Below are 12,246 nucleotides of genomic sequence, written 5' to 3'. Positions count from 1 at the left end.
AGGCTGCGATAAGGCCCGAAGGGGCTTCGTTGTTAAAAACGCGAGCCCTGCGGACTCGATCGCAGCCTTCGGCAGCGACTACAGGGGTATTACAACGCCTTCCAGATGTCGGTCGCGTATTCACGAATGGTCCGGTCCGATGAGAACCAGCCCGCGCGTGCGGTGTTCAACACAGCTTTGCGCCACCATTCGTCCGGGTTGTGCCACAGGTGTTCAACGCGCATCTGCGCATCCCAATAAGCATCAAAGTCGGCACACACCAAAAAGCGGTCGTACTCGATCAGGGAATCGACAAAACCGGTGTAACGCGCCGGGTCGTCGTGGGAAAACACCCCGCCGCGTATGGCTTGCAGCACATCATTGAGCCGATGCGACGCCGCAACGTCCGCCGAGGCATGGAACTCGCCATTGAGCTTGCGGGCTTCGACCTGCTCGGAGGTCAGGCCAAAAATAAACATGTTTTCAGCGCCGATGCGCTCACTCATCTCCACGTTGGCACCGTCCATGGTGCCGATGGTCAACGCACCGTTGAGGGCGAACTTCATGTTGCTGGTGCCCGACGCCTCGTAGCCGGCAGTAGAGATTTGCTCGGACAGGTCCGCCGCCGGAATGATGTTCTCAGCCAGGCTGACGTTGTAGTTGGGGATAAACACCACTTTGAGCAGGCCGCGCACCGTGGGGTCGCTGTTAACCGTGCGGGCGATGTCGTTGGCCAGCTTAATAATCAGCTTGGCCTGTGTATAACTGGCCGCCGCCTTGCCCGCGAAGATCTTCACCCGTGGCACCCAGTTGTTGCTCGGCTCTGCCCGAATGGCCTGATACAGCGCCACGGTGTGCAGCAGGTTAAGCAACTGGCGCTTGTACTCATGGATCCGTTTGATCTGCACGTCGAACATCGCTTCAGGGCTGACCACAACACCCAGCCGCTCGTAGATCAGCGCCGCCAGGGTGCATTTGCTCTGCAGGCGCTGTTCGGCAAACTGTTTGCGGAAGTCAGCGCGCTCGGCAAACGGTTCGAGCTTGATCAATTTATGTTCAGTTTCATCCAGCACATCTTCGCCCAGCGCGTTTTTGAGCATCGCGGTCAGCGGCGGGTTGGCCTGGAACAGCCAGCGGCGGAAGGTCACGCCGTTGGTTTTGTTGTTGATACGGTCGGGGTACAGCTTGTGCAGATCGGCAAACACCGTGCTGCGCATCAGTTGGGTGTGCAAGCCCGACACGCCGTTAACGCTGTGTGAGCCAAGAAACGCCAGGTTGCCCATGCGCACCCGGCGGCCGTTGTCTTCTTCGATCAGCGACACGGCCCGCAGCACGCCAAAGTCGTGAATGCCTTTCTCGCGCAATTGGTCGATGTGGTAGCCGTTGATCAGGTAGATGATCTGCATATGGCGCGGCAGCAGGCGCTCCATCAGGCCCACCGGCCAGGTCTCCAGCGCCTCGGGCAGCAAGGTGTGGTTGGTGTACGACAGCGTGTCGACGGTGACCTGCCAGGCGGTGTGCCACTCGATGCCGTGCTCATCGACCAGAATGCGCATCAGCTCGGCGACAGCAATCGAAGGGTGTGTGTCGTTGAGCTGGATCGAGACATGTTCGGCCAGGTTGAGCAAGGTGTCGTGGACGTTCAGGTGGCGGCGCAGCAGGTCTTGCAGCGAGGCCGAAACAAAGAAGAACTCCTGACGCAAGCGCAGCTCTTGGCCAGCCTCGTTGCTGTCAGCCGGGTACAGCACGCGCGAGATGCTCTCGGCCCGCACCACTTCGGCCACCGCGCCCAAGTGGTCACCGGCGTTAAAGCGCCCCAGGTTCAAGTCATGCAGCGCCCTTGCCCGCCACAGGCGCAAGGTATTGACGCTGGCCCCGCGCCAGCCGACCACCGGCGTGTCGTAGGCGATGGCGCGCACGGTTTCGCTGGGCCACCAGATTTGCCGTGACAGGCCTTGCTCGTCCTGTTTGGTTTCAACCGACCCGCCAAAGCCTACTGAGTACAACACCTCGGCGCGTTCAAACTCCCAGGGGTTGCCGAAGTCGAGCCAGTTTTCGGTTTGCTCTTGCTGCCAGCCGTCGACGATGCTCTGGCGGAACAACCCGTGCTCGTAGCGAATGCCATAACCGTGAGCGGCGACGCCCAAGGTCGACATGCTTTCCATAAAGCACGCGGCCAGTCGGCCCAGGCCGCCGTTGCCCAGGGCCGCATCGGGCTCCAGCAGGCGGATGCGCTCCAGGTCCACACCCAGCTCGGTCAACGCCTCACGTGCGACGTCGAGCAGGCCCAGATTGCTCAGGCTGTCGTAGAGCAAACGGCCGATCAAAAACTCCAGAGACAGGTAGTACACCCGCTTCTGGTCTTTGCGGTAAATCTGCCGGGTATGGTCCATCCAGTGCTCGACCATATGGTCGCGGGCGGCCAGTGCAATGGCTTCAAACCAGTCATGGTCAAACGCGTGATCCGGGTCTTTACCCACCGCGTAAGTCAGTTTGGCCAGTACAGCGTCACGAAAAGCCGTTACCTGCGCGTCACGAACAAGCGGTTCCTGGGGCATCGATACAACCTCTGGCGGGATGGAGCGATTAGAAGGACGAGTGGTGTCAGCCTAGACCGTTCGACAGGAACAACGCGCGTTGATTCGGGCTTTTTTTTATTAAAAACAGACGAAATGAACAGCGCCCCAAAACGATGCACCCCGCCTGCTAAACGCTTCAACGCACACTTTGTACAAAAAACCGGCAAATGGTGATTCACTCTGCGATCAACCCCGGTATGATCGCGCGCCCTGATGCACGCTGGAATACACCCCTGATGAAGTCCAACCTGATTGCTGCCGCGGAAATCGACCGTCTCGATACCTGGGCCAAATACTCCGCACCCATGTGCGGCTCCTGCATTTCCAGCTGCTGCACCCTGCCGGTTGAGGTCAAGGTCAAAGACTTGATCCGCATTGGCCTGGTGGACGAATTCGAGCTGGGCGACCCGCCGAAGAACATTGCCAAGCGCCTGCAAAAAGAAGGGATCGTTGAGCGTTTCAACCAGAAGTCAGGGATTTTCACCCTGCAGCGCATGAGCAATAACGACTGCCTGTACCTGGATCGCAAGTCGCGTATGTGCACCATCTACGACAAACGCCCCGACACCTGCCGCAACCACCCGCGAGTAGGCCCGCGCCCAGGCTATTGCGCGTACGTGCCCAAAGCCGTCGAGCGTAAAAACAGCAGCGAACGGCTGATGAATTTTTAAAGCACCTTACTCAAGCCATTTTGTGGGAGCGGGCTTGCTCGCGATGCAGGCAACGCAGACTTTGCTCAATCAACGCGGTGATGCCATCGCGAGCAAGCCCGCTCCCACATTAGATGTCAGCCGTTACACAAACCCCGGACATAAAAAAACGCCCCCGACCGCAAGGTCGGGGGCGTTTTTGTAACCGCTAACTAATTAACTTAGTTTTTGGCCTTTTTAGCAGCGCGGGTACGCTCGCCTTCGTCCAGGATCTTCTTACGAAGACGGATGGACTTAGGAGTCACTTCACACAGCTCGTCGTCCTGGATGAATTCCAGTGCTTGTTCCAGAGTGAAGCGAACAGGCGGAACCAGAGCGATGGTTTCGTCTTTACCCGAAGCACGCATGTTGTCGAGCTTCTTGCCCTTGGTAGGGTTAACGCCCATGTCGGTGTCACGGCTGTTCAGACCAACGATTTGACCGTTGTAGATCTCTTGACCGTGCTCAACAAACAGCTTGCCGCGTGCTTGCAGAGTTTCCAGGGAGTAAGTCAGTGCCTTGCCAGTTTCAACCGAAACCAGAACGCCGTTCTGACGGCCAGACATTTGGCCCGACTTCATCACGTCGTAACGGTCGAAGATCGAGGTCAGGATACCAGCACCGTTGGTCAGGGTCAGGAACTGGTTACGGAAACCGATCAGACCACGAGCAGGGATGTTGTATTCCAGACGAACACGGCCTTTACCATCCGGCACCATGTTGGTCAGGTCGCCTTTACGCAGACCCATCTCTTCCATCACCTTGCCCTGAGATTCTTCTGGCAGGTCGATGGTGACGTTTTCGAACGGTTCGTGCTTCACGCCGTCAACCAGACGGATGATCACTTCTGGACGGCCAACGCCCATTTCGAAGCCTTCACGACGCATGGTTTCGATCAGTACCGACAGGTGCAGCTCACCACGGCCAGAAACCTTGAACTTGTCAGCCGAGTCGCCTTCTTCAACGCGCAGAGCAACGTTGTACAGCAGCTCTTTGTCCAGACGTTCCTTGATGTTACGGGAAGTCACGAACTTGCCTTCTTTACCGCAGAATGGCGAGTCGTTTACCTGGAAGGTCATGGAAACGGTTGGCTCGTCAACGGTCAACGGCTTCATCGCTTCAACGTTCAGCGGGTCGCACAGGGTGTCGGAGATGAACAGCGAGTCCATACCGCTGATGCAAACGATGTCGCCTGCTGCAGCTTCTTCAACGTCTACACGGTGCAGACCGTGGTGACCCATCAGCTTCAGGATACGACCGTTGCGGCGCTTGCCGTCAGCGTCGATCGCTACAACCGGAGTGTTCGGCTTGACGCGACCACGAGCGATACGGCCAACACCGATAATGCCCAGGAAGCTGTTGTAGTCCAGTGCCGAGATTTGCATCTGGAACGGACCGTCACGGTCTACAGCTGGCGCAGGTACGTTGTCGACGATCGACTGGTACAGCGGGGTCATGTCTTCAGCCATGTCGGTGTGGTCAAGACCAGCAATACCGTTCAGGGCAGAGGCGTAAACCACTTTGAAGTCCAGCTGTTCTTCGGTAGCACCCAGGTTGTCGAACAGATCGAAGATCTGGTCCAGAACCCAATCAGGACGCGCGCCCGGACGGTCAACCTTGTTGATAACCACGATTGGACGCAGGCCGGCTTCGAAGGCCTTTTTGGTCACGAAACGGGTTTGCGGCATAGGGCCGTCTTGAGCGTCAACCAGCAGCAGAACGGAGTCAACCATCGACATTACGCGTTCTACTTCACCGCCGAAGTCGGCGTGGCCCGGGGTGTCCACGATGTTGATGTGGTAGCCGTTCCAGTTGATGGCGGTGTTTTTCGCCAGAATGGTAATACCGCGCTCTTTCTCCTGGTCGTTGGAGTCCATCACGCGCTCGTCGTTGAGCTCGCCGCGCTCCAGAGTGCCGGATTGGCGCAAGAGTTTGTCTACCAGGGTGGTTTTACCATGGTCAACGTGGGCGATGATGGCGATGTTACGTAGATTTTCGATCACTTGTGTATCTCGATCAGAGGATTCGGTGTGCTGACAGGTCGTGGCAGCGATTAACAGTAGAGTCAGGCCTTGCCGTTACAACTTGACGGTGGCGTCGGGGGGCCGGTGACGCAGGCCACAGGCAAACAGCCCCGGGCTCTTAGCTCGGTCGATAAACGCGCACATTGGCATGTCCCTCACTGAGCAAATGGTGAGCATGCAGGCGACTCATCACGCCTTTGTCGCAATACAACAGGTACTGACGTGTTTCATCCAGTTCCTTGAAGCGGCTGTTCAATGCATAGAACGGCAACGCTTGTACTTCGATGCCAGCCAGTTCCAGCGGTTGATCCTCTTGGGCATCCGGGTGACGGATGTCGATGACGATCTGGCCCGCCAGCACTTCGCTGACCTCTTCGACTTGCAAGTCCTGGCCCAATTCGTCGATCACCCGATCGATCGGCACCAGTTTGGCCCGCTCAAGCGCACGCTCAAGCACGGCCATATCAAACTGTTGTTCTTCGTACTCCACACGCGGACGCTTGGCGTGGGTCTTGGGGTTGACCGAAATCACCCCGCAATATTCAGGCATGTGCTTGGCAAAATCGGCGGTGCCGATCTCGTTCGCCTGATCGATGATGTCTTGCTTGTGGCTGGCGATCAGCGGGCGCAAAACCAGCTTGTCAGTCACGCAGTCGATCACCGACAGGTTAGGCAAGGTCTGGCTGGACACCTGGGAAATCGCTTCACCGGTGACCAGTGCATCAATTTCGAGGCGGTCCGCAATGCGGGACGCAGCGCGCAACATCATACGCTTCAAAATGACGCCCATATGACTGTTGTCGACTTTGCCGAGAATTTCACCCAGCACTTCTTCAAACGGCACGCTCACAAACAGCACGCGCTGCGAGCTGCCGTACTTCTTCCAAATGTAGTGCGCGACTTCCATCACGCCCAATTCGTGGGCACGCCCGCCGAGGTTGAAGAAGCAGAAGTGGCTCATCAGGCCGCGACGCATGATCTGGTAAGCCGCCACGGTGGAGTCGAAACCACCGGACATCAACACCAGGGTCTGCTCCAGCGAGCCCAGCGGGAAACCGCCAATGCTGTCGTGCTGGCTGTGAATCACAAACAACCGTTGGTCGCGAATTTCGAAACGGACTTCGATTTCCGGCTTTTTCAGGTCAATGCCGGCCGCGCCGCATTCACGTCGCAGCTTGCTGCCGACGTATTTCTCGACTTCCATCGAGGTAAATGGGTGCTTGCCGCCGCGTTTGCAACGCACTGAAAAGATTTTGCCGGCCAGTACATCGCCGTAGTGCAGTTTGCACTTTTCAACGATGTCATCGAAGTCGCCCAGCGGGTACTCGTCGACTTGCAGGAAGTGCGCGATGCCCGGCATGCAGCTCAGGCGCTCGGTCATCTCCTTCAAGGCTTTGGGGTCGCTCACACGGGTTTGCAACTCAATGTTGTCCCACACGCCTGTCACTACCACGGCCGGGTCCAGATCGCGGAGCACAGCACGGATGTTTTTAGCCAATTGACGGACGAAACGCATCCGAACCGGGCGGCTCTTAATAGTGATCTCGGGGAAGACTTTAACAATTAGTTTCATGAAAACAGCGCGCGAGCAGCCTGCCAAAAAAGGGGGGCGCGGATTATAGCGGAAATTGCTCAAGGTTTAACCAGTTATCGTACAAACGGTTTTCATCGCACCAAAATGGTTCATAAAGCACTTATTTCGCTTCATTTGAGTGCGATTAGGGCCGTGAATCCGTAGTCTTGTGGGCTGCCCTGCTTGAGATTGGGGCAAGTCGGGGCACTGGCATGCAATTTGCTCCCTTGTGAGGCAGGTTGCCTTGGCCGAGTATTCGCGCCGGCATCAACCACATTTAAAGGGCTACTCCACTACCAGCCCTAAGCCACCCCGGAGGACACTATGTCGAAGTCGGTTCAACTCATCAAAGATCATGACGTTAAATGGATTGATCTGCGCTTCACTGACACCAAGGGCACACAACATCACGTGACCATGCCGGCCCGTGATGCGTTGGACGAAGACTTCTTCACCGACGGCAAAATGTTCGACGGTTCCTCCATTGCTGGCTGGAAAGGCATCGAAGCGTCCGACATGATCCTGCTGCCAGACGACAGCACGGCTGTTCTGGACCCGTTCACCGAGCAGCCTACGCTGATCCTGGTGTGCGACATCATCGAACCTTCGAGCATGCAGGGTTACGACCGTGACCCACGTGCAATCGCCAAGCGCGCTGAAGAGCACCTGAAAGCGACCGGCATCGGCGACACCGTATTCGCTGGCCCGGAGCCAGAGTTCTTCATCTTTGACTCGGTTAAATTCAAGTCGGACATTTCCGGCTCGATGTTCAAAATCTACTCCGAGCAAGGTTCGTGGATGTCCGACCAGGACATCGAAGGCGGCAACAAAGGTCACCGTCCAGGCGTTAAAGGCGGCTACTTCCCGGTGCCACCGTTCGACCACGACCACGAAATCCGTACCTCCATGTGCAGCGCACTGGAAGAAATGGGCCTGACCGTTGAAGTTCACCACCACGAAGTGGCGACTGCCGGCCAGAACGAAATCGGCGTCAAGTTCAACACCCTGGTGAAGAAAGCCGACGAAACCCAGACCCTGAAGTACGTCGTGCACAACGTTGCCGATGCATACGGCCGCACCGCGACCTTCATGCCTAAGCCTCTGTATGGCGATAACGGCTCGGGCATGCACGTTCACATGTCCATCTGGAAAGATGGCAAGAACACCTTCGCAGGCGAAGGCTATGCCGGCCTGTCCGACACCGCTCTGTACTTCATCGGCGGCATCATCAAGCACGGTAAGGCCCTGAACGGCTTCACCAACCCGGCAACCAACTCTTACAAGCGTCTGGTTCCAGGCTTCGAAGCCCCAGTAATGCTGGCTTACTCGGCGCGTAACCGCTCCGCTTCGATCCGTATTCCTTACGTGTCCAGCCCTAAGGCTCGCCGTATCGAAGCACGTTTCCCGGACCCGGCTGCCAACCCGTACCTGTGCTTCGCCGCACTGCTGATGGCTGGCCTGGACGGCATCCAGAACAAGATCCACCCTGGCGATGCTGCTGACAAAAACCTGTATGACCTGCCGCCAGAAGAAGCCAAGCAGATCCCACAAGTGTGCGGCAGCCTGAAAGAAGCCCTGGAAGAGCTGGACAAAGGTCGTGCGTTCCTGACCAAAGGCGGCGTTTTCAGCGACGACTTCATCGACGCTTACATCGCCCTGAAAAGCGAAGAAGAAATCAAAGTACGTACCTTCGTACACCCACTGGAATACGAGCTGTACTACAGCTGCTAATCCAGACTCACCCGCGCTAGCGGCGTGATGTGAAAGGCCTCCTTCGGGAGGCCTTTTTTATGCGAAACGTCTTACGGCAATACGCGCAAACTCGCAGAACATATCTCCTGCGCCTGACAGCGACTTTAGAGCGCGATCTGTAGTTTTAGGCAACTCACCCTACGGACGCCGACATGACGCTCACTCTTAAAATAAAAGCCCTGCTGCTATCACTGGCCTGCCTGACGTTATTGGGATGCACCAGCAAAACCCCTGGCGTCACAGTCGAGCAATTGATCAAAACCAGTGAATCCTGGGATGGTGCACCTTACGCCCCCTATCCTCTTGGCCCGCCTGAAATCACCGTTCTCAAAATCATCATCCCGGCCAACACTGCACTCGGTTGGCACACGCACCCCATGCCCAACGTGGCTTACGTGCTGTCGGGCGAACTATTTGTAGAAACCCGGGACGGCAAACACAAACTGTTGCTCAAGCCCGGCCAGGTGTTGCCCGAAGTGGTGCAAACAGAACATCGTGGAACCAGCGGTAACCAGCCCGTTGAGCTGATCGTGTTCTATGCGGGCGGTAAGGGCATGCCACTGTCGCAGTAATCGGCTGGTGCGCTACTTTTTTATAAGCCTCTGCGTGCTCGCGCAGCCTGCGAGCGCGCAGGTGTACAAACACCTCGACGATCACGGCACGACTCACTACAGCAACACACCTCATGAGCCGTCCAACAACACACCGATGACACTGGCACCCCTTAACCGCCAACCTGCCGTGGCAATTATCCCCGTCGACAACCCACAACACCTGCTGCCCGAGCAAGAACCCGCCCATCGTTTTCCAACTGCCACACCCCCGCCTCCTCCCCCCGCAAACCCGAACATCGGCGCTTTTGAGAGAAACTGAATCTATTCAGCCAAGTTGCACTATATTGGTGCAAGAGCTGCACGATGACGCCGTTACCAGCCCACTTTGGTTCAAAAAGCCTCATTGACCGAGCCGGTACGCGATCCAGACGGCCTCCAAGTCCTTATTTCAGGCAATTAGCGCTTCTTTTCGGAGCCTTGGTTTGTTTTTTGCATTTTCCTTGCACCAGCGCCTCACCCGCGCACGCAATCCGGGATCGGCCCATGACCATCAGTGATGCCCTGCACCGACTGTTACTCGACAACCTGACCACCGCCACGTTGTTGCTCAATGATGCTCTGCGTCTTGAGTACATGAACCCGGCGGCGGAAATGCTGCTGGCCATCAGCGGTCAGCGCAGCCATGGGCAATTCATCAGCGAACTGTTCACCGAGACCACCGAGGCCCTGCAATCGCTGCGTCTGGCGGTTGAGCAAGCGCACCCGTTTACCAAACGCGAAGCGCTGCTGACCTCTGCCACCGGCCAGACCCTGACCGTCGATTACGCGGTCACGCCAATCTTGAGCACCGCAGGCACCATGCTGCTGCTCGAAGTGCACCCAAGGGACCGGCTGCTGCGCATCACCAAAGAGGAAGCGCAGTTGTCCAAGCAAGAAACCAGCAAGATGCTGGTGCGCGGCCTGGCTCACGAAATCAAAAACCCGCTGGGCGGTATTCGCGGCGCGGCGCAACTGTTGGCGCGCCAGTTGCCCGATGAAAACCTGCGTGATTACACCAACGTCATCATCGAAGAAGCCGACCGCCTGCGTAACCTGGTGGACCGCATGCTGGGCTCCAACAAGCTGCCGTCGCTGGCCATGACCAACGTGCACGAAGTGCTCGAACGCGTGTGCAATCTGGTCGAAGCCGAGACCCAGGGCGACATCACGCTGGTGCGCGATTACGACCCGAGCCTGCCTGACCTGTTGATCGACCGTGAACAAATGATCCAGGCCGTGCTCAATATTGTGCGCAACGCGATGCAGGCCATCAGCGCCCAAAACGAGCTGCGTTTGGGCCGCATCACCTTGCGTACCCGGGCCATGCGCCAGTTCACCATCGGCCATGTGCGCCACCGGCTGGTGACCAAAATTGAAATCATCGACAACGGCCCTGGCATCCCGCCTGAGCTGCAAGACACCCTCTTCTTTCCGATGGTAAGCGGACGCCCGGATGGCACCGGGCTGGGCCTTGCCATCACCCAGAACATCATTAGTCAGCACCAGGGATTGATCGAGTGTGAAAGCCAGCCTGGCCACACACTCTTCTCGATCTTTCTACCACTGGAACAAGGAGCCGCATCGACATGAGCCGAAGTGAAACCGTGTGGATCGTCGACGACGACCGTTCAATCCGTTGGGTCCTGGAAAAAGCCTTGCAACAGGAAGGCATGACCACGCAGAGCTTCGACAGCGCCGATGGGGTAATGAGCCGTCTGGCTCGCCAGCAGCCGGACGTGATCATTTCTGACATCCGCATGCCGGGCGCCAGCGGCCTCGACCTGCTGGCAAAGATCCGCGCACAGCACCCGCGCCTGCCAGTAATCATCATGACCGCTCATTCCGACCTGGACAGCGCTGTCGCCTCATATCAGGGCGGCGCGTTTGAATACCTGCCCAAGCCGTTTGACGTTGACGAGGCCGTGTCGCTGGTCAAGCGTGCCAACCAGCACGCCCAAGAGCAGCAAGGCCTGGCCGTGGCGCCTGCAGCAGCCCCCACCCCCGAGATCATTGGCGAAGCGCCGGCGATGCAGGAGGTGTTTCGCGCCATTGGTCGCCTCAGCCACTCCAACATCACCGTGCTGATCAACGGCGAATCCGGCACCGGTAAAGAGCTGGTGGCCCATGCCCTGCATCGCCACAGCCCACGGGCCGCCTCGCCCTTTATTGCGTTGAACATGGCGGCGATCCCCAAGGACCTGATGGAGTCCGAGCTGTTCGGCCACGAAAAAGGCGCCTTTACGGGTGCCGCCAACCTGCGACGCGGGCGCTTTGAACAAGCCGACGGCGGTACATTGTTCCTCGACGAAATCGGCGACATGCCAGCCGACACCCAGACGCGCCTGCTGCGCGTGCTGGCCGATGGCGAGTTCTACCGGGTGGGCGGGCATATTCCGGTCAAGGTCGACGTGCGCATCATTGCGGCGACCCACCAAAACCTCGAAACCCTGGTGCAGGCCGGCAAGTTCCGTGAAGACTTGTTCCACCGCCTGAACGTCATCCGCATCCATATTCCGCGTTTGTCAGATCGTCGCGAAGACATCCCGACACTGGCGCGGCACTTTCTCAGCAGCGCGGCGCAAGAGCTGTCGGTCGAGCCAAAACTGCTGAAAGCCGAAACCGAGCAATACCTGCGCAACCTGCCGTGGCCAGGCAACGTGCGCCAGCTCGAAAACACCTGCCGCTGGATCACGGTAATGGCTTCGGGCCGCGAAGTGCACATCAGCGACTTGCCCCCCGAGTTGCTGAACCTGCATCAAGACGCGTCGCCGGTGACCAACTGGGAGCAAGCGTTGCGTCAATGGGCCGATCAGGCGCTGGGCCGTGGCCAGTCGAGCCTGCTCGACAGCGCGGTGCCGACCTTTGAACGCATCATGATCGAGACAGCCCTCAAACACACCGCTGGCCGCCGCCGCGATGCCGCCGTGTTGCTGGGCTGGGGCCGCAACACCCTGACCCGTAAGATCAAAGAGCTGGGCATGAAAATCGACGGCGACGAGGATGACGGCGACGACGCTTAAACGCCGTTTAATGTAGGAGCGAGCTTGCCTCGCGATC

9 protein-coding genes are annotated in these 12,246 nt (G+C 57.9%); 6 read left to right on the top strand and 3 right to left on the bottom strand.

The features are described from left to right. Nucleotides 1–89: 89 nt before the first annotated feature. Nucleotides 90–2,537, bottom strand: a complete 2,448-nt coding sequence (locus tag GHO41_RS06805; protein WP_153433227.1) for a glycogen/starch/alpha-glucan phosphorylase — start codon at nt 2,535–2,537, stop codon at nt 90–92. A 254-nt stretch (nt 2,538–2,791) separates the two neighbouring features. Here GHO41_RS06805 and GHO41_RS06800 point away from each other — a divergent pair, with 254 nt between their 5' ends. After that, entirely contained in the window at nt 2,792–3,229 is a 438-nt protein-coding gene (locus tag GHO41_RS06800; RefSeq protein ID WP_048366966.1) for a YkgJ family cysteine cluster protein, read from the top strand. Nucleotides 3,230–3,429: 200 nt separating this feature from the next. Here GHO41_RS06800 and typA read toward each other — a convergent pair whose 3' ends face one another. Beyond that, nucleotides 3,430–5,250 carry a translational GTPase TypA gene (gene typA / locus GHO41_RS06795; protein WP_048366775.1) on the bottom strand — a complete coding sequence of 607 codons (1,821 nt, stop codon included), beginning with the start codon at nt 5,248–5,250 and terminating at the stop codon, nt 3,430–3,432. A 139-nt stretch (nt 5,251–5,389) separates the two neighbouring features. Beyond that, entirely contained in the window at nt 5,390–6,844 is a 1,455-nt protein-coding gene (thiI, locus tag GHO41_RS06790) for a tRNA uracil 4-sulfurtransferase ThiI (RefSeq protein ID WP_048386453.1), read from the bottom strand. A gap of 324 nt (nt 6,845–7,168) precedes the next feature. Here thiI and glnA point away from each other — a divergent pair, with 324 nt between their 5' ends. The 5 genes from glnA (at nt 7,169) to ntrC (ending at nt 12,209) form a co-directional block, all read left to right on the top strand. Next, nucleotides 7,169–8,575: a type I glutamate--ammonia ligase gene (glnA, locus tag GHO41_RS06785; RefSeq protein ID WP_048366777.1), complete on the top strand. Its 1,407-nt coding sequence runs from the start codon at nt 7,169–7,171 to the stop codon at nt 8,573–8,575. Between the two features lie 173 nt (nt 8,576–8,748). Further along, nucleotides 8,749–9,168 carry a cupin domain-containing protein gene (locus GHO41_RS06780; protein ID WP_048366778.1) on the top strand — a complete coding sequence of 140 codons (420 nt, stop codon included), beginning with the start codon at nt 8,749–8,751 and terminating at the stop codon, nt 9,166–9,168. Continuing rightward, nucleotides 9,134–9,469: a DUF4124 domain-containing protein gene (locus tag GHO41_RS30660; RefSeq protein ID WP_153390713.1), complete on the top strand. Its 336-nt coding sequence runs from the start codon at nt 9,134–9,136 to the stop codon at nt 9,467–9,469. The genes GHO41_RS06780 and GHO41_RS30660 overlap by 35 nt, the downstream gene beginning before the upstream one ends. Nucleotides 9,470–9,693: 224 nt before the next feature. Further along, entirely contained in the window at nt 9,694–10,779 is a 1,086-nt protein-coding gene (gene glnL, locus GHO41_RS06770; RefSeq protein WP_048386461.1) for a nitrogen regulation protein NR(II), read from the top strand. Next, nucleotides 10,776–12,209, top strand: a complete 1,434-nt coding sequence (gene ntrC / locus GHO41_RS06765; RefSeq protein WP_048366780.1) for a nitrogen regulation protein NR(I) — start codon at nt 10,776–10,778, stop codon at nt 12,207–12,209. Before glnL ends, ntrC begins: the two co-directional genes overlap by 4 nt. The last annotated feature ends 37 nt before the right edge of the window (nt 12,210–12,246 follow it).

The sequence above is a fragment of the Pseudomonas sp. FSL R10-0399 genome, assembly GCF_009600165.1.
GTDB lineage: Bacteria > Pseudomonadota > Gammaproteobacteria > Pseudomonadales > Pseudomonadaceae > Aquipseudomonas > Aquipseudomonas helleri.
Note: the sequence above shows the minus strand (reverse complement) of the source record. Positions and strands in the feature narration are given on the sequence as shown.